Consider the following 18902-nt stretch of genomic DNA (forward strand, 5'->3'; position numbering starts at 1 on the left):
CGATTACACCGTATGCTTAAAAAAGCGATAAGCACACCAGCAAGTGTGCTTATCGCTTTTTATTTATTTGCTTGTCATACCGTTACAGTTTTTTTTAGCTTATTTAGCATATCAACCGTCATTTTTGCTAGATCGTATTCTGCTTTGAAGCCCCATTCTTGTGTTGCTGCAGAGCAGTCAATAGAATTTGGCCAACTATCAGCAATTCCTTGTCTTACTGGGTCAACATCATAATTCATTTCGAAGTTTGGAATATGCTTTTTAATTTCAGCAGCAATTTGACTCGGTTCAAAGCTCATCGCAGTAACATTAAAAGCATTACGATGAATTAGTTTTGTTGAGTCTGCTTCCATTAGGTTAATAATTGCATTTAGAGCGTCAGGCATATACATCATATCCATATAGGTTCCTTCAGCAATGTAAGATGTGTACTTCGCGTCTTCAATAGCTTTATAGTAAATATCAACAGCATAATCTGTCGTACCACCACCAGGAGGTGTAGCATATGAGATTAAACCTGGGAAACGAAGTCCTCTGGTATCAACACCATATTTATGATAGTAATAGTCACAAAGAAGTTCACCAGATACCTTATTTACTCCGTACATCGTTGTAGGACGTTGAATCGTGTCTTGTGGTGTTTGATCTTTTGGTGTGGATGGACCAAACGCACCAATTGAGCTAGGTGTAAAGAACTTACAATTTAGTTCTCTAGCAACTTCTAAAGCATTTACAAGTCCACCCATGTTTAAGTTCCAGGCAAGGAGTGGCATTTTTTCAGCTGTAGCTGATAATAACGCAGCTAAATGAATGACAGTGTCTACCTTATGTTTAGTTGCGACTTCAAACATTGCTTGATGATCAGTTACATCTAGTATTTCGAAAGGCCCCGATTGAACAACCTCACTGCCATTATCACGAATATCTGTAGCAATTACGTTATTCGCTCCGTAAATTTCTCTCATTTTTAAAGTAAGCTCTGAACCGATTTGTCCTAATGCACCCGTCAGTAAAATTTTCTTCATATGTGTAACCCCCTATTTATTCACGGTGTAAAGTGTTGACTTAGATAACCCCTAATTCTTTGCCGACTTTTTCATAAATAGCAATAGCTTCGTCAAGCATTTCCTTCGTATGTGCAGCAGTTGGCATATTACGAACGCGTCCTGTTCCTTGAGGAACTGTAGGGAAGACGATTGACTTTGCATAAACGCCTTCTTCAAATAATCGTTTACTGAATTGTTGTGTTAATTTTTCTTCACCAATGATACAAGGCGTGATTGGTGTTTCGCTTTCACCGATATTAAAGCCAAGCTCTTTAAGCCCTTCTTTAAGTAATTGCCGTTTTCCCAGAGACGGTCATGAAGCTCTGTGCTTTCCATTAAAATCTCGATAGCTTTTTTACTAGCCGCTACATCTGCAGGAGGTAGGGCAGTTGAAAATAGAAATGGTCTACTTCTTACTTTTAACCATTCAATCAGTTCCTTTTTACCAGCAACATAACCACCTACAACACCGATTGCTTTAGAAAGCGTACCGATTTGGAAATCGACTTTATCAGACAGACCGAAATGTTTGACTGTTCCAGCACCTTTGCCAAGCACACCAGAGCCGTGAGCGTCATCGACGTACGTAATTAAATCGAATTCTTCAGCGATCTCAACAATTTCAGGTAATTTTGCAACGTCACCATCCATCGAAAATACGCCGTCAGTAATAACCATAATTTTGTTATATAGACCTGATTCTACAGCTGCTTTTGCCTTTGCACGTAAATCGTCCATATCAGAGTGATTGACACGGATTATTTTTGCTTTTGAAAGACGACAGCCGTCAATAATTGAGGCATGGTTTAATTCATCTGAAAGAATGGCATCATTTTTATCCATAACGGCAGAAATAGCAGCCATATTACAGTTAAAGCCTGATTGATAGGCGATCGCAGCTTCTGTATGTTTGAACTCCGCAATTTTTTCTTCTAAACTTGTATGAAGTTCTAACGTACCATTAATCGTTCGAACAGCACCAGCACCGACACCAAACTCTTCGATCGCCGTTAATGCTACTTCTTTTAGACGGGTATCTGTTGCTAACCCTAAATAGTTGTTTGACGAAAGGTTTATGAGATCGTTTCCATTAATTTTAATCATTGGCCCGTTGGCACTTTGAAGGGGATCGATGACATTAAATAAGCCTTTCGATTTTAAGTCATCAAGATTTTCTTTTAAGAAGCTATCTAATACTTTTGCCACATTTATTCCTCCTAAATTGCTGTTTGTTATTCCTAAAAAGATAAATGTACACCCTGAAAAGACAATTGTGCTATCAGTTATTGTTAATTATTCTATGTTGTATAAATCATTTTACCACAGTTAAATCAATTTGTTTATATAGAAAAGACAGTTTCACAATAAAAATTTTCGTGTTTTCCTTAAAGATGTTTGTCTATTTCGGGTGGACATCAGATCTGTTAGTTATTTCCTGATAGTATGGTACTTGTTGAAAAGAATTAAACGAGATTTCCAGTCTGGGAGGGGAATAAACAAGTATCTGAAAAATTAGTTTTTCACAAATGAATAAAAAGAAAAACGAGCTAGGATGCCATCCTAGCTCGTTTTTGTGTGTGGTTCTTCGGAGTGCTTACTATTTTCATCCATCCAATTCATGAGTGGTAACAGACTTCTGACAGCCAATTTCGCCGTTGTTATTGTCAGCAAGGAGTGAATCCATGTCCATCCTTTGTTGTATTTGATAAGTTGTGTATGTTTTTCGAGCCATTTTTCTACGATCGCTTGAGGGATTGAGAAAAGCCAAACCTTAAGGAAAGAATTTAACCAATGATCACTTTTAGTTGAGCGACAGTACCAAACTGAGACTAGTGAACATAAACAGTAATCGTAAATAATACTACTTTTATAAATTTTAGGAAGGAGCCGGACTGGGTATAGTAAAAATTTCTTTTCTGCTAGTATAGGAGCCACAAAAGTATTTGAATAGGAATTTAAGAGAAATATGATCACCCAATTTTTGTAATTTTTCCCTCGTAACGAAAAGGGGATTGAGATAAGTCCAAAGAGTAGTAATATGTATAAAAGTTTCTTCTCGAATTGCTGCATAAAAACACCCCTTACATTAAAGTTTTTTTAGTATTTGCCATTTTAGCCGATTATATTTTTAGATATGGATTTCATAATCTTTCTTTTCGCTACAAAGTTTTGAATAAAGGTGCGTAGAAAACCTTTTGCAACTACATCTATATAGCTTAGTTAAGGGAATTATGAAATTCACTTATGTAAAAACATTTGCTTAAACGAAGTTGTTATTATAGTAAATAATTAAAAATAACTTATTTACAAACCATAATTTGGGTGATACTATAGACAAAATATTACAATGCGATGATGAGAAGAGTAGATAGGTCCATTCTTTTGCAGAGAGCTCCTGTTGGTGAAATGGAGCAGGAATGATTTATTCGAAACAAGCCTCTGAGCAGCACATTGGATCCTAGTAGAGGGGATAGTGTGACAGGAGCTCCTGTTATAGAGCTAGGGTATAAGCTGATTGCCGTACCTGAAAAGGTTAATATGGTGACATATTAATAAACTGGGGTGGTACCACGAATTCAAAATCTCGTCCCCAAGACATTTGTCTTGGAGGTGAGATTTTTTTATTTTGTTCAAAGGCTCAATTCGTAAAACAGGGGCTATTATGGAAAATTTGCGTTTTACAAATCAGTATTGAAAAACAACATAATTAGGAGGATGGTTGTGCAATGAGCGCTGAAAATTTTATAGATAAGATTGTTGAAGAGGATATCAATTTTTTTCAAAGACCGATTTGTACGAGATTTCCTCCAGAACCAAATGGGTACCTCCATATCGGGAGTGTGTATGCAATTTATACGAGCTATCGAGTTGCTAAGAAATATAACGGGCATTTTAATCTTCGGTTTGATGACACCAATCCGTTAAAAGAAGATCTTGAATACGTAAATGCAATCATTGAAGATATGAATTGGCTTGGATTTAGTCCAGGGGAACGTATTTTTTATGGATCGGATTATGCGAATGAGATTTATCAAGCGGGGCTAACACTCATTAAAAAAGGTAAAGCGTATGTCTGTGATTTAACGCCTGAAGAAATGAGTGCCTATCGAGGAACATTGACAGAGGGTGGAACAGAGAGTCCGTACCGAAATCGTAGTGTTACTGAAAATATCAAGCTCTTTGAAAAAATGAGGAATGGAGAGTTTCCAACGGCTTCAAAAGTACTTCGGGCAAAAATTGATATGGGTTCGCCAAATATCAATTTACGCGACCCTGTTCTCTTTAGAATTATTCATGCTACACATTACCGTACTGGGAACAATTGGTGCATTTACCCGATGTATGACTTTGCCCATCCAATTCAAGATGCCATTGAGGGAATTACACATTCGTTATGTTCAATTGAATTTAAAGATCACCGTCCGCTTTATGAATGGGTATTACATGCATTAGATATTTCAGAACCTCCGAAACAACGAGAATTTGGCCGGTTAAATTTGACTGGGGTTGTTACGAGTAAGCGTTACTTACGTGAGTTGGTCGCAGGTAATTTTGTTGACGGTTGGGATGATCCAAGATTGCCAACAATTCGCGGAATGCGAAGAAGAGGCTATACTCCTGAAAGTATTTGTCATTTTATTGAAGAAATCGGATTAGCGAAGCAGCAGACAGTAGTCGATATGGGGATGCTTGAACATTTTGTGCGACTAGACCAAAAAGCAAAGGTTCGAAGCATTATGGCAGTGATCAATCCACTTAAGGTCGTCATAACGAATTATCCTGAAGGTGAATCCGAGCTTCTAACGATAAAAAATAATAGTGAAAACGCTGACTTAGGAACTAGAGAAGTTTCATTTTCAAATATTGTTTATATCGAAAAAGACGATTTTATGGAAGAGCCAGTACCCGGATTTAAAAGGTTGACTCTGCATGGCGAAGTTCGACTGATGGGTGCTTATTTCATTAGATGTAATGAGGTTATAAAAGATATCGATACTGGTGAAATTCTTGAATTACGTTGCAGCTATGATCCTGAAACGAAAAGTGGAACTGGTTTTAAAGGTCGAAAAGTGAAGGGGACCATTCATTGGGTCTCACATGAACATGCCGAAAAAATCGATGTTCATTTATATAATAAACTTTTAGCAGGCGATGACATTGTCAAAGATACTGAGAAAACATGGGATGAAAAAATAAACACTGACTCACTTGTTGTTATAAAGGATTGTCTTGTTGAGTCCGCCATTAGAACAGAAGATCGTTTCCAATTTTTACGTCATGGGTATTTTTATCTTGATAAGAAATTTTCAGGAAAACAAAAACTAGTTTTTAATCGGATTGTTTCATTAAAAGATTCATGGAAACGATAAAGAAACTAGAGCAATGGCTTTCTTTAAAGTCATTGCTTTTTTTGAAACTTACTTAAGGTCAGTCTCGTCTAATAAGAAAGAGAGAAATGAGGGAGAAGGATGAAATACTTTCTAATAGCAACACTAGCGTTTTTAACACTCGTAGGCTGTGGACAAGGTACAGAAACGGATTTAAGAACAGGCTACGAAAAACAGCAAAACGAATACCAGGTGGAAATCCCCGTTGGATCAGAGGATGAGGCGGTAAGAGTAGTTCAAAACTTTATTTCTAGTGAATTAGTGGAAGCAGCTTATTCAGGTCTTTATCTTGAGCAGGATCCGAAAACCCATGTAGTCGTACTTATTCAGGAGCAATTTCTAAATCAGGAGTTAGTAAATCAATTTTTAGCATTTGTTGAAAAAAACAGCAGTAGCAGCAGTAGTAAGTTTTTAGTTGAATTAAAGGCAGCAAAGCACTCATACGTAACAATGGAAACAATTATGAATAAGCTTAACGAATCAAGTGAGGAAATACTTGTCACCGATAGAAAGGTACTTTCGTTTGGAATCAACGAAATCGAAAATCGAATTGATTTATATGTTTCTACAAGAGCCGATTTAAATGAAGAATTGTTAAATGAAATTACAGAAGGCTATGAGGATATTCTAGAGATTACTGAAGGACTAATGAGCGATGTGGATGATCACGGGCTTCCTACAGCAGATCCTTATATTGTTGGGGAAATAATGGAAGTTGACTCTGGAAATCGACGTATTTTAATAGAGGATCAAATATATTTTTCAATTAATGACGCTACGATCATAATAGATAGTCAAGGCGAGAAGCTTCTGGAAACAGATTTACAAGAAGGCGATGAAGTTGCTGTATGGACAGATGGCGCAATCCTAAGTTCACTCCCTGCACAAGGGTATGCAGTTGTGATTGAGAAGAGATAAAAAAATGATAAAAGGCGTACGAGAGAATCATTCGTACGCCTTTTTCTTATCTAACGTAAGTTCATTAACTCATCGAGAGAAAGCTTGGCAACAATTTCATAGCTATTCCCTTGTCCACGAGGTCTCACAATGACAGTCCCCATATCAGGTATTTGCCCCAGTCCCACTCCTGGTGGAAAGCTATGTGCGATAATGACTTGATTGAAACCTGCAGGAGGTTGAAACTCAAAAATTGCATGAAGGTAGTTTAGTATTCTGTTTTGTTCTGCTGGAGGGAGGTTGGCGCTCAAGTTATAAATCTCAATCCAAAATGGTTCTACTTGAACGTTTTCTTCGCCAAAAGCCAAAGTTGTTGTTTCTATTGTTCTACAAAAGGGACTTGCCCCGACTGGATAGCTTACAGGTATCCTTAATCTGCGCAACGCCTCACCATAGGCTATTGATTGCCTTCTCCCGGTATCTGAAAGATTTCGCTGTGTATAACAATCCTGAAAACTAAGACCTGGTTGATCCCTTCCTACGTTAGCTGTTGCATGTCTAGCATATAGAATATATCCTCCTCCTTGTAGTGAATTTAGTAATGACGAGTAATTTTGTTGAGAGGTTGCCTGAAATTGATGTGGCTGTAAAGTGTAATAAGGTGCAAATGGTTGTGGATACTGATAGCCCCAGTTCGTTTGATTGTACAATTTCATTTCTCCTTTCATTAACTATTTGAAACGCGCACGAAACTTATTAGTTAATGAATATGTTGTTACTGAATTTGTTAGGACTCGAATTGACGGGGCTAAATTGTTATTTTTGTGAGGATGTATTGTTTATCGGTTTGTGTGTTTGTCTAAACTGCTAACAGGTTAATAAAAGTGGGGAAAAACATTGAACACAAATTATTATCATCTTTCAATTGAACTTATCGTTGGATTTTTCGCGCTTTTTTAGTGACGAAATTATTAGGAAAAACCCAAATAACACAACTAACCCCATTTGATTTCGTTTCAGCACTTGTCCTTGGGGAGTTAATAGGTAATGCTATTTATAATAAGGATATTGGATTGCAATATGTTTTATATGCCATTGTGCTTTGGGGTACGTTTATTTACCTTCTTGAATGGATCACCCAAAGGTTTAAAAGACTCGCTCAATTCTTGAAGGAAACCCGGCAATCGTGATACGTAATGGGAAAATTGATCGAGAGCAACTTAAGAAAAATAAACTCGATCTTAACCAACTGCAACATTTACTGCGTGATAAAGAGATATTTTCTCTGCGTGAAGTAGAGTATGCGATACTAGAAGCAAATGGGACCGTCAACGTCTTAAGAAAACAACAATACGAAAAGCCGACAAATAGGGATCTAAATATTAAATACCAGCCTGTTCATATGCCAATTGCCGTTATAAGTGAAGGAGAAGTTCTAACAGATAACCTTGAACAAGCAGGGTATGACGAAGACTGGCTCCTAAGACAATTAAATGCAAAGGGGATAGTAAAGCCCAAGCAAGTATTTTTTGCTGAATGGCTAGAGGGCGATCAGTTGTATGTTAGTACATATATCTAAAAGAAAGTAAATGACTATCGTTTGATAGTCGTTTTTATTTGGGAAACTTGTGGTTTATTTATTTACAATCTATAAATTTAGTATGTAAGAGATAAAGGTTATTGTCTTTTACTTGTCGAAGTAAAGTGCAATGTAATATGTGTTTTTGAAGAGTGCAAGGAGGAGTATCTTGAAGAAGAAATTAATACCAGCTTTATCGTTAATTCTAATTGTTTCTCTTATATTTAACTATTATTTTTATAAAGATAATAGTAGTTTCAAAGTTAGGCTTGGTGAAGAGTATCAACTGGCCACGAGATATGCAATTCATTATATTGACGAACCTACTTTAGTATCGTTTTAAAGGAATTGTTGAATGGAAATCCTTCACCGTTTGAACATTGGAATTGGGAGTTAGCGTCAATAAATTCTACGCTTAAAAAAACAGGTAACATGCATTTTAAGATGTTGGGCGACCTGATCAATCACATTCCTAATCAAGTTTCAGTGTTAAACGAAAACAGTCGTGATGAAGAAAAGGAGATGATCAAAAATCGTATCTTGTTTCTCAATCAAATACTTAGTGAAATAGAGACAGACTTAGATGAAGATCCAATGCTATGGTATCAAGAAATATCCAATGTTAATTCTAAAACTTCAAAATTTGTCGAAGAACAACTTAAAACTGTTGTTAATTATTAAAAAGTTTAATGAGGGAACCGTTTTTAATGTTTTCTGAGGTCTTGGAAATTTTGAAAATAGGTAAACACTGACGAGAAAAGATCATATAAAAAACGGCTTCCTAATAGAGTAATTGAAAGGGGATTTATGAAAATTTAGGGAGGTAGGGTATGAATACATTGATAAACAGTAAGCTTTCTGAGGTTTTTGATGACTTTAAACGAAGTGTTGAGAATGTAATTGATTTGTGTACTTTAAAAGAAGAAAACCTACCAGACTTCTCCAATCCAATTATTCAACAACTTTACCTATTAAGACATTTACCAAATGATTTATTCGAGTATTATCATATTTACAAACAAGTGATCGAACAAAAACATATCGATACTCCGTACCATATTTTCTCTCTTGGTGCTGGTAGTGGAATTGATTATTATGGCGTTGAACTAGCATTAAAAGATGTCGGAAAAAGTGTTCGTGAATACGTTTATTACACTGGTATCGAAGAAACTGATTGGAGGTACCGGCACCCATTAAATAATCCAGATTGTCGGTTTCTTTCGGGTGACTTAAGTAAGATTAATCGCGAAAAACTAGCGGATGCTAACATTATTATGTTTCCTAAATCAATGGCAAGATACTCTGAAAGCGCTTACGAGGAATTGCTTCAATTTTTAAAAAAAATATCCTTTACTGAGAGTAACTTGTACTTAATTTCCTCGTTAAATGATCTTGGCGATGAACTTGAAGAAGTCAGGTTTGCTAGGCTGCTTGATATTTTTGTAGCAGAGCAGGGCTATATAGATCTTGATCATGAGACTAACTATGATACTGGAGGTAACAAGGTTTCGTTTGATTATCCCAATCATATAAACGAATTCCTCATCACCCTACAATCTCAATGTAAATCATATGATCCTTATCGGAAGGAATGTAATACTCTTGTGAGTCGCTTTTAAATCAGGGTTCGGTTTTGCAACGAAAATCCATAATAAATTATAATCTTAAGCGATTAACGAAATAAAGAGTTTGGGTGCAGTTTGATCTGCACTCTTTTTTTGTGAGGCTGACGATAGGATCAATATGATAATATCGTTGTTAAATTTCGTTTAAATGAAAACGAAAAAATGCATAAATGGGGTATTTGCTACTTGGTAAAATCCAAAAGCGAACCAAAAAAATGCCGAGCACTAGAATAGTACCCGACATCACGTTAGTATGATTAAAATCTAAGTAGGGAATCAAATTAACGCTTAACAGCTTCCGCTAAAAGTCGATAAGTGTTGATTCGTTCTTCTTGATCAAATACATGGGTATTAACGATCATCTCATCTGCTCCAGTTTCATCTAGGAATGATTGTAGCTTCTCTCTTACTGTTGTTTGGCTGCCCGTGACAGAGTAGTGAAGCATCTTTTGGACCAATGTTTTTTCATAAGGACTCCATATTTCATCCATATTCTGAACAGGTGGTTTTAATTGTCCTGATTTTCCATGGATAATGTTAAGAAAAGCCTGTTCTTGGGAGGTAGCTAACCATCTTGCTTTTTCATCGGTTTCACTAGCGATGACATTCACTCCAATCATTACATATGGCTTTTCAAGGACTTGGGATGGTCGGAAGTTCTTGCGGTATAAGTCCAAAGCTGGTAATAGGTAATCAGGCGCAAAATGACTAGCAAAGGCGAATGGAAGACCTTGTTGGGCAGCAAGCTGAGCACTAAAGCCGCTAGATCCTAATAGCCAAATTGGAATATCTAATCCTTCTCCAGGGATCGCTCTCACAGGGCTAGGAGTAGCAGGCTTTAGGTAAGAGCGCAACTCTGCTAAATGCTGCGGAAACTCACTTCCGTCACTTTGATGATTTCGGCGCAGTGCACGTGCTGTATGATGATCAGTCCCGGGTGCACGGCCAAGTCCAAGATCAATCCGACCAGGATACATCGATTCTAGCGATCCAAATTGTTCGGCGACGACGAGGGGAGCATGATTAGGGAGCATAATACCACCAGAACCAACACGGATTTTTGAAGTTCCAGCAGCAATATAGCCGATAACAATTGCTGTTGCTGAGCTGGCTATCCCAGGCATATTATGATGTTCAGCCACCCAGTAGCGTTTATATCCAAAATCTTCGACGTGTTGGGCAAGCCTTAGACTGTCTTTAAAGGAATTTGCTGCGGTGCTTCCTTCTAAAATTGGTGCAAGATCAAGGACGGAAAATTCTATATTGTGTAGACGTTTATTTTCAGACAAACTAAAAAACCTCCTTAAGTAACTAGTAAAGTAAAGAGTACCATGATCATAAGTGAAATTGCATGAATTCTGCTTTCCTTGAGTGAATTTTTACCTCAATCGAGTAAATCTACATTTGAACTTAGTAGCGTAAATAGTGAATGATGAAACTCATTAATTAGTTTCTATTAGAAAATGCTGGTTATACCTAAGACATTTCAATAATAGTGGATCGTAGTGATTTTATGACTAGATTGTTATAATAATAATTGGAATTTACATAAGCAAAGGGGCATAACTAACATGGCTAAAATTAGACCTTTTTTAATGTTTGAAGGAAATGCTGAGAAAGCAATCAATTTTTACCTATCAGTTTTTTCGGGATTCAGAGTTGCTCACCATCTCTCGTTATGGAGAAAACGAGGCTGGACCAGTTGGTACGGTGTATCAGGCGACATTTTCTTTAAATGGGCAAGAGTTTATGTGTATCGATAGTATTGCAAAGCACACCTTTACATTTACACCGTCTATCTCGATGTTCGTAACATATGACAGTGAAAGCGAAGTAGATCACTCATTTGCCAAATTATCCGAAGCTGGTGAAATATTAATGCCCTTAGATACCTATCCATTTAGTGAGAGGTTTGCTTGGGTTCAGGATAAATTTGGTATAACATGGCAGCTAAGTCTAGAACCGAAATAATTCCACAGTAAGGAGCATAATAAAGTGAAACTTATCGTCAAAAATGAAATCTTAATTGAGGCAACACCCGAGAAAGTTTGGGAAGTATTAATTACGCCTAAATATATTTCACAATGGGATGAACTCCCAGAAGACTATCCACTAGAAAAAATGACTGAAGGCAGTAAGGTTGTTTGGGACCTACCGAATGATGGACAGTCAATTACAACTATTATTAAAGCCGTCGAAGAAAAGAATTGACCATTTCTCTCTACGTATCGACGTGGGAAGAAACCCCTCCTGTTGGCGCAATTGCCTACAAATACCATTTGGAAGCTAGGGATAATCAGACGGTACTGAGCATCGAAATCGGTGATTTTGCTTTACTTAAAAAAGGACAAATGTATTTTGATGCCTCTATTGAATTTGCAGAAAGCTCAAAAAAAGTGATTAAGACTTTAGCAGAAAGTCTATAATGAACAGCTTGAAGTTTCTCAGTTTAAGGGGAACTTCTTTTATTTGGCTCTTTTCGTAAACATTGCTCCTGCGGATACTCGTCGCACAAAAAAACTTGTTGCTTATTAACCTAAAAATTGGAAGGGTCACTTAGATGAAGAATTCCCTAGTAGAAAAAGTAAGAAAAGAGCAATGCTTACTAAATAAATAGTGATATCTTGGTGTTTATGTGTAAAAATCCGGCTTTTGGGATTTTTACGAAAGCAACAAACTTTACAAAAACAGCTTTTTATTATACTGTTTTGCTTTTTTACTGAAAAAAAACTTAAAGATTGTAAAAATTTTCTGCATTTGGAATAATGGTAATGAAACGTCTAGGAGATTAATTAGATAATTATATGCAAAGTGAGGGATGATTTTTTGAGGAAACTATCTGAACGTCAGTGGTTCAATGCTAGTTCATTTTTGAAGACAAGAGCACGTAAGCTAGAAAAGGCATTATTTGAATACGAGTTTGAGAATGGTAGCAAGGAAAATGTAGTAAAGGAATTGGTGCTGTTTCAAAATAGTGATGGTGGGTTTGGGAAAGGATTAGAGCCTGACTTTAGGTGTGAACACTCATCTGCATTAGCCACAGTTATTGGTCTACGATATCTAACGTCGATCGGTATTGAAGAGACAAATGAGGTAGTAAAAAATGCTGTCGATTTTCTATTAAATACTTTTAATCGAGAGAAGATGGGTTGGGAGATTGTCCCAAAAGAAGTGGAAACAGCTCCGCGTGCTTTTGGTGGGACTATAAAGAAGAAGGTGAATGGGGAAATCCAAGTGCAGAAATTCTCGGCTACTTTCATCACTATCAAGACATCGTTCCAGCTCAATTTTAAGGGAACTAACAGATTATGCCGTTGAATACATAAATCAATTACAAACATATGAGCACCATGAGTTTCAAAGTCTGATTAAACTAGCTGAAAAACTTCCTGCCAAGGAGCATAAGCTAATTAAGAGCAAATTAAGAGAAATGGCGTATGATTGTGTGACAAGCGATCCGAAAGAATGGGAAACTTATTGCCTAACTCCTATTCAAGTAGTGCAGTCTCCGTGCTCTGGCTTTTATGATTTATTTGCCGAAATCATTCCTATTAATCTTGAGTATCTATTACTGAATCAAAAAGAGGATGGTTACTGGGATCCGACTTGGACCTGGGGCAGATTTGAAAAAGAATGGGAAACTGCAAAGGAAGAGTGGCGAGGTATCTTAACGCTTGATTACTTAAAGGTGCTTAATGCATTCGATTTTCTAGAGAAATAAACTGCAGTATAGTGGTTAGTGCTTACTAATCTCTTTTCTTTTTGGGAAATTGCATTGGAAAAAATATTTTCAACACACTCACTCCGCCTAAATTGGTGCATAGAATAAATCATCAAACGGAGGAGTGATGGCAGATGGCAAAAAAGAAAAAAGAGGTTTTCGTAGTAACAAATGACAAATATTCAACCACAATGAAAGTGGTAACTTCAAATACTTGCTTTGTCTGTAAAAATCAATGTGCTAGAGGGTTAGCGTATTTGGAAAGAATGAGTAAGCCTGGAGCAATAGGCAAAGGTGTTCCATGCATTTTGACAAAAGGGAAAGGATATAAATAGCCCGAATCAGGGCTATTTATATTTTCATAAATGTTTAATTTTTATGGTAGGATACAATAGGTGAGTAGAAAAAGATAGTATGTTGTGGTAAAAGTAAAGCGGGATAGATAGAAAGGTGTTACAATGACAAAAAAAATGAGAATTGAACAACCAAAAATTCCAACAAGTTTGAACCCAGTGAACTTTCAGGATGCTTTTTACGAAGAAGAGCCATATTTAACGGATGGGCTGATCGCCAATACGACGATTGAAAATGAGACCATTGAAAAGCTTGGTTTATCTAGAGTTATTTTTAAGAATGTAACCTTCGTAAATTGTTCTTTTAACCGGATTGACTTAACAGATGTAATTTTTGAAAACTGTGACTTGTCCAATGCTAGCTTTATTGAAGGAATTATACATAGAGTGGTGTTTAAAGAATGTAAATTAATCGGTTTCGATCTATCGGAAGCGAATTTAAAAAATGTAGCGTTTGAAAATTGCATTGCCAATATGAGTGATTTTGTAGAAGCTACTTTAAAACAGGTGAAATTTGAGCAGTGTTCACTGCAGAGTGCTAACTTTTATGATAGTAAACTTAGTGTAGTAAAGTTTGAACAGTGTGATATTAATGATATTAATTTTACCGAAACATTACTAAAGGAATAGATCTTAGTACATGTACATTTGAGCTGTTAAACGTTGCCTTAGAAAGTTTAGATGGTTGCGAAGTTTCCCCTGAACAAGCCATCGGCTTTGCGAGGCTTCTTGGGTTAAAGGTAAAAGAGTAAATGTTGGCTAATAATAAGGTTCACTTCGAAGAGGCTGTCCCAAAAGTGTCTGACACTTTGCTTTTGGACAGCCTCTTCGAGTGATTTTTTTTAGCAGGCCAAACTATTTTGGAAGGTTAGCAAATAGGTGCTTGGCAAGAGTATTGGCTAAGCACCTTTTTTTATGTGCAGGTTGGTTCCTAAATATTTATATTGTAAAAATTAACTATATTTGAAATAATTGTTTTTATTAGATGAAATATTTGCAAATAGGTGAATAAAATGGATGTGAATAGAAAAAAAGCGATCACGTTATTTTTGCTATTACTAGGTTTAATTGATGTACTTGGTTTTTTTGATATTTCCAAACAGGTGAATTAGAAATTATTGATAAGTATCGAGTAGAACCAGTCAGGAGAGGAAATACGTACTATTATGAGCATCACCACTTTGTTTTTGAAATCAGGTATCGAGAGGTTGATGTATGGGTAACGGTTGCTGAATATGAACACTTTCAGGTAGGTGACAAGTTAAAGGCAGATTATAAGATCCCTATCAATCTACTAAGAGATCCGTATATTAATAATCTTGTTATTGAAGTTGATAATGGGGATTGACGAGCTACTTTCACTAATACAGAGATCATATGGTCTAGATTGGACTTGTCAAAGCTGTAAGCACAGTAAATTAAGGATTAGATAACAAAAAAGGGAACTTTTTGGAAACTGCTTCGTAAATATGGTAAAAGAAGGCTAGCGAAACTTCTTGTAAGAGAAAACTTTGGTTGTGTTGGGTGAACTTTTTCGCTTTAAAGCACTGGGGGTCAGACCCCCATAGAGATTTGCATAGACTAACGTGAGGGGTGTTGTTTAATGGATGTGGAAAATCCGGCGGGTTTTTGGGTGAGATTGGGTGCAAATATTGTAGACGGGATTATTTTATTTTCGTGTTGGGGTTCTTCTCCCTAGCTTTGTACGGTGAATTTTATAAAGAAACCTTTTCGTTCCTGGATATCTTTCATAGACTATACTACCTAATCTTGCCTATTGTTTGGTATGGCTATACGATTGGGAAGAAGGCACTCGGGATTCGGATTGCTAGAGTTGATGGAGAAAAAGTAGGCATCGGTACTATGCTTTTACGTGATATTGTTGCCGGGATTGTCTATGTGTTTACACTTGGAATCGGCGTAATTGTAAGTGCTTTTATGGTGGGTTTACGTGAAGATAAACGTTCGATTCACGATTTTATTGCTGGAACTTATGTAACATACAATCCACCAGAATTGACAAAGCATACGGAATCTTATTAAAGGGCGACTTTGGTTGCCTTTTTTTGATAGATAAGAATGTATCTGCGTTTCTAGTACTTGGTGTCTAGCTCCACCGCCCAGCCCCTCGAGGTCAAATAACCTTCGAGAATAAAAGTGAAAGAGCACACTTTTTTTCTCGAAGAACATTTGCTAGTCGGGGCTTAACAGGGCGCTTGCGCTTTTCTAATTAGAAATTTAATACTCTAAGAAAAAATGGGTGATAACTTTGTTTCAAACAAACAGGTGTTGTATTAGTACCATTCAAAAATGCGATTACGTTGACGTGAAAAAATTATACCAAAATCAAGAAGTAAGAAAATATCTCGGTGGCATTCGTGACGAAGGTTCCATTGGAGTAGTCATAGAGGAGATGCTTCATTCCAATGAGCCTTCCTACTATTGGGTTGTTAAAGAACAAGTGACAAGGGAATTCATGGGTCTGGTTTCTCTTGACCAACATCATAATAGGGTCGATTTCGAAGTTTCATATCAAATTTTACCGAAGTACTGGGGTAATGGATTTGCAACAGAAGTCGTTCAATTCATGATCGATTATGCATTCAATGAATTAAAGCTTACTAGAGTCATTGCCGAAACACAAACTGCGAACAACTCTTCCTGCAGACTTTTAGAGAGGGTAGGAATGAAGTTAGAAAAGATCGTTACACGGTTTGGTGCCGAGCAAGCTATTTTTTCGATCGAAGTGTGAGAACTTAAACAAGGAGGGTTTTCATGAAGTATTTATTTTATGGTACAGTATGCTTGTTATCATCTTTATTATTTTAAATGTGTTTAACTATGACGGTTTCTATCTGATGATTAATTCTTTTGAATGGGCGACCCGTTACATCTTACCTTGGATTGCCGTTACTGGTTTATTGAGTTTGTGAAATTGAACAAAGCGTAAGCGCCCCGATTAGCCCCGACAAGCAAATGTTCTGCCAGGAAAAAGTGCGTTTTTCACTTTTTATCTGGCAGGTTATTTGACCTCGAGGGGCTGGGCGCTAGAGCTAGACTATAACTGTAATTAATTTTATCAACAGGTAGGAAAACTTGATAATTTCCTAAACAACAAAAAGTAGGGGTGATTGAAGGTAATCACCCCTACTTTTGTTATTCACCTTGGTAAATTTCAATCGCATCGACATTTTTTAGCAATTCTGAGGCTTCAGTACCATCAGGATTGGCAATCCAGAGTGTTCGATCCTGATCAGTAATAGAGGTACCTCTTAACCAAACCAATTTTTCTTCGGGTCTAAAAATTTGTGGTTGATAATCTCCGTAGCCTTTTGGTGGCTTTGTTATGTCTACTTGTTGATTTGTCTCAATATTTATCGAATACAATGATGGTAACGGATGCTCGCTAAAGTCGTTTGACCATTCTCTTTCTTCAATTCTCGAGGTCACAATCATTTTGTCGTTTACCCAGTCAAAATCCAAATCAGCAAAATTAGGTGGGGTATATGTTCCTGAAACTGGCATCTCGCGAATTTTTAAATCTTTATCTTTGAAGCCAAACACGATACGACCACCTCCTGCAATAAAAGCAAGTGTCTCACTGAAGGGTGCCCATTTTGGTTTTCCCACACCTAAAATCACCTCATCTAACACTTCAAAATCCTTTCCATTACTAGAAATGATACATAGCATATTACTATCCATCGACCATGAAGCGGTCGGTGAAACAATAAAGGAAATCCATTTATTACTAGGAGAGTATGAAAAGTCACGAGCGTACACAGCTATAATTTGTTTCTCCCCGATACCAATTTCCTTTGGTAGCGTAAAAAAATGGTTAACCCCTCCAAACAGCACAATGTCTTCATATTGATCATTTACTTTTTTCTTGAATAAACTTGCGCTTGACCATCCGTCTGGTCGGAGAACGCCTGCTGAAGAGAGGAGAAATCCACTTCCGTCAGGGAGCCATGCGTAATCATCAACACCGGTTGCAATGTTATAGAACTTTTTAAAATCTGAAATGTTTAAAATTCCTTTATTATTAAAAGCGATAACATGTTTATTTGGTGCCCAGCTTGGGGAGTAGCCATCGTAAAAAATCTTTTTGCTTTGCTTTGTTTCAATTTGATAAGCCCAAACCTCGACCTGCTGCTCATTTTTATGGAATTCAGAAGGAGCCTCAGTTTGATATAATAACCACTTTCCATCTTTGGACCAATTCGGTGTAGCAAAAACTTTACCTGTCGACGTTATTTGTTCTTCCTCATTGTTATGAAAAATCCATAGATCGCCATCTCTAATAAAACCAGCTTGTAATTTTTCTGCGGTCCCAAAGGCGACAGTAGGTGGCGCAAGTAAAGAAAAAACAATCATTAGAATTAATAATCTAGACAAAATAAATCCCCCTAAAAATAATCTTATCTCTAATATCTTTCTTAGTTGGGATATTATGTATGGTTTGGAGTTACTTCAATAAGGGGTCCAATAAGGGGTCTGACCCCCAGTGCTTTAAAGTGCTAATGAGCGGTTATTTTGTCGCTCGTTTATACAATGCTTGGTTATACTGCACTAAAAGTACCTAGTTAACTTATTATATACCTAGGTACTTTCCTTTTAGAATGATCGTTATGAATACTAATCTTTACTATGCTCCATAAATAATTTGCACGAACGTTTATTAAACAAATTCGCAGATACTTTAATGAATTTCATAATTCATAACTTCGCTACTAAGTTCTAAATGTAGTGCAGTAGAAACCATTTGCAACTACATTTAGTCGATATAGCTCGGTTAAGGAAATTATCAAATTCATTCACTTATCGAATAATATTCTCGTATTTTCAATGATCTTTTGAATGAAGCTACTATTGCAGGTATTTTTGTTTTCTTGTTGAAATAAAGAATGAGATTATTGGGCTTAATTAACAGTTTTAGGATGTGGATAGGATGAGAGTCGGTTATTGTATTTTAAAGGAAATTGATAGAGGCATATTCATACCGCAGGCCAACGATTATGGCTTGAAAGAAAGAGAATTTGAAAACTTTATTTTCTATTTAGAAAGGAATGGATACTTAGAAAGGGTTTTGAGTGTTAATGATTATTTTTCAATAAATGCAGCCCGTTTAACTCAAAAAGGCATTGAGTTATTAGAACAAAATAAAGACAATGAAGAATCATATCCAGAGAGAAAACATTTAAAAAGTTGGGTGCAAATTGAAAAGGACCTTTATTCAAACGATGCAACAGACTAGTGAACGAGTATGTCGCTTGTAGAAAAGTAGTTGCTA

The 18902-nt window shown here is 36.6% G+C and carries 19 protein-coding genes, 3 pseudogenes and 1 other annotated feature; of the genes and pseudogenes, 16 read left to right on the plus strand and 6 right to left on the minus strand.

Features of this window, described 5'->3' with window-relative positions; genetic code table 11:
* Positions 1–74: 74 nt before the first annotated feature.
* From H1D32_RS12175 to H1D32_RS25415, 3 genes and pseudogenes are all read right to left on the minus strand, one after another.
* Positions 75–1025, minus strand: coding sequence for an L-threonine 3-dehydrogenase (locus H1D32_RS12175; RefSeq protein WP_261178563.1), 951 nt, complete (start codon positions 1023–1025; stop codon positions 75–77).
* A gap of 40 nt (positions 1026–1065) precedes the next feature.
* A pseudogene (locus tag H1D32_RS12180) lies at positions 1066–2141 on the minus strand (glycine C-acetyltransferase).
* 465 nt (positions 2142–2606) lie between these two features.
* Positions 2607–3116 carry a CBO0543 family protein gene (locus H1D32_RS25415; RefSeq protein ID WP_396126177.1) on the minus strand — a complete coding sequence of 170 codons (510 nt, stop codon included), beginning with the start codon at positions 3114–3116 and terminating at the stop codon, positions 2607–2609.
* Between the two features lie 273 nt (positions 3117–3389).
* Positions 3390–3641 (plus strand) — a binding site (T-box leader).
* Positions 3642–3772: 131 nt separating this feature from the next.
* Here H1D32_RS25415 and H1D32_RS12185 point away from each other — a divergent pair.
* Both H1D32_RS12185 and H1D32_RS12190 read left to right on the plus strand, forming a co-directional pair.
* A complete protein-coding gene (locus H1D32_RS12185; protein ID WP_261178564.1) occupies positions 3773–5416 on the plus strand; it encodes a glutamine--tRNA ligase/YqeY domain fusion protein in 1644 nt (547 codons plus the stop codon).
* Between the two features lie 99 nt (positions 5417–5515).
* Positions 5516–6352 (plus strand): hypothetical protein, encoded by an 837-nt coding sequence (locus H1D32_RS12190; RefSeq protein ID WP_261178565.1) that lies wholly within the window; start codon positions 5516–5518, stop codon positions 6350–6352.
* Positions 6353–6402: 50 nt separating this feature from the next.
* Here the strand turns inward: H1D32_RS12190 and H1D32_RS12195 are convergent, their stop codons facing one another.
* Positions 6403–7041: a histidine phosphatase family protein gene (locus H1D32_RS12195; RefSeq protein WP_261178566.1), complete on the minus strand. Its 639-nt coding sequence runs from the start codon at positions 7039–7041 to the stop codon at positions 6403–6405.
* Positions 7042–7228: 187 nt separating this feature from the next.
* On the opposite strand from H1D32_RS12195, the pseudogene H1D32_RS12200 reads away from it, so the two are divergent.
* The 4 genes and pseudogenes from H1D32_RS12200 (at position 7229) to H1D32_RS12215 (ending at position 9529) form a co-directional block, all read left to right on the plus strand.
* Positions 7229–7910: pseudogene (locus H1D32_RS12200) on the plus strand (YetF domain-containing protein).
* Between the two features lie 169 nt (positions 7911–8079).
* A complete protein-coding gene (locus tag H1D32_RS12205) occupies positions 8080–8253 on the plus strand; it encodes a hypothetical protein (RefSeq protein WP_261178567.1) in 174 nt (57 codons plus the stop codon).
* Positions 8254–8261: 8 nt separating this feature from the next.
* A complete protein-coding gene (locus H1D32_RS12210; RefSeq protein WP_261178568.1) occupies positions 8262–8591 on the plus strand; it encodes a hypothetical protein in 330 nt (109 codons plus the stop codon).
* Between the two features lie 149 nt (positions 8592–8740).
* Positions 8741–9529: a hypothetical protein gene (locus H1D32_RS12215; protein WP_261178569.1), complete on the plus strand. Its 789-nt coding sequence runs from the start codon at positions 8741–8743 to the stop codon at positions 9527–9529.
* A gap of 287 nt (positions 9530–9816) precedes the next feature.
* On the opposite strand, the gene H1D32_RS12220 is transcribed toward H1D32_RS12215, so the two are convergent.
* A complete protein-coding gene (locus H1D32_RS12220; RefSeq protein WP_261178571.1) occupies positions 9817–10824 on the minus strand; it encodes an LLM class flavin-dependent oxidoreductase in 1008 nt (335 codons plus the stop codon).
* A gap of 282 nt (positions 10825–11106) precedes the next feature.
* Here H1D32_RS12220 and H1D32_RS12225 point away from each other — a divergent pair.
* The 9 genes and pseudogenes from H1D32_RS12225 to H1D32_RS12265 all read left to right on the plus strand — a co-directional run bounded on the left by H1D32_RS12225 (position 11107) and on the right by H1D32_RS12265 (position 16361).
* A pseudogene (locus tag H1D32_RS12225) lies at positions 11107–11506 on the plus strand (VOC family protein).
* 24 nt (positions 11507–11530) lie between these two features.
* Complete coding sequence (locus H1D32_RS12230; RefSeq protein ID WP_261178572.1) at positions 11531–11746, plus strand: SRPBCC family protein; 216 nt, start codon at positions 11531–11533, stop codon at positions 11744–11746.
* A complete protein-coding gene (locus tag H1D32_RS12235; RefSeq protein ID WP_261178573.1) occupies positions 11743–11961 on the plus strand; it encodes a hypothetical protein in 219 nt (72 codons plus the stop codon). Before H1D32_RS12230 ends, H1D32_RS12235 begins: the two co-directional genes overlap by 4 nt.
* Before the next feature lie 400 nt (positions 11962–12361).
* Positions 12362–12853, plus strand: a complete 492-nt coding sequence (locus H1D32_RS12240) for a hypothetical protein (protein WP_261178574.1) — start codon at positions 12362–12364, stop codon at positions 12851–12853.
* Positions 12756–13256, plus strand: a complete 501-nt coding sequence (locus tag H1D32_RS12245) for a hypothetical protein (protein ID WP_261178575.1) — start codon at positions 12756–12758, stop codon at positions 13254–13256. The genes H1D32_RS12240 and H1D32_RS12245 overlap by 98 nt, the downstream gene beginning before the upstream one ends.
* Positions 13257–13390: 134 nt before the next feature.
* A complete protein-coding gene (locus H1D32_RS12250) occupies positions 13391–13591 on the plus strand; it encodes a hypothetical protein (RefSeq protein ID WP_261178576.1) in 201 nt (66 codons plus the stop codon).
* 123 nt (positions 13592–13714) lie between these two features.
* Positions 13715–14239 carry a pentapeptide repeat-containing protein gene (locus H1D32_RS12255; RefSeq protein ID WP_261178577.1) on the plus strand — a complete coding sequence of 175 codons (525 nt, stop codon included), beginning with the start codon at positions 13715–13717 and terminating at the stop codon, positions 14237–14239.
* Between the two features lie 1071 nt (positions 14240–15310).
* Complete coding sequence (locus tag H1D32_RS12260; RefSeq protein ID WP_396126178.1) at positions 15311–15652, plus strand: RDD family protein; 342 nt, start codon at positions 15311–15313, stop codon at positions 15650–15652.
* Between the two features lie 217 nt (positions 15653–15869).
* Positions 15870–16361: a GNAT family N-acetyltransferase gene (locus H1D32_RS12265; protein ID WP_261178578.1), complete on the plus strand. Its 492-nt coding sequence runs from the start codon at positions 15870–15872 to the stop codon at positions 16359–16361.
* Between the two features lie 404 nt (positions 16362–16765).
* Here the strand turns inward: H1D32_RS12265 and H1D32_RS12270 are convergent, their stop codons facing one another.
* The gene (locus tag H1D32_RS12270; RefSeq protein WP_261178579.1) at positions 16766–18007 is read right to left on the minus strand and encodes a TolB family protein; all 1242 of its coding nucleotides are present in this window, start codon (positions 18005–18007) and stop codon (positions 16766–16768) included.
* A 553-nt stretch (positions 18008–18560) separates the two neighbouring features.
* Here H1D32_RS12270 and H1D32_RS12275 point away from each other — a divergent pair.
* A complete protein-coding gene (locus H1D32_RS12275; RefSeq protein ID WP_261178580.1) occupies positions 18561–18866 on the plus strand; it encodes a hypothetical protein in 306 nt (101 codons plus the stop codon).
* Positions 18867–18902: the final 36 nt, after the last annotated feature.

The sequence above is a fragment of the Anaerobacillus sp. CMMVII genome, assembly GCF_025377685.1.
GTDB lineage: Bacteria > Bacillota > Bacilli > Bacillales > Anaerobacillaceae > Anaerobacillus.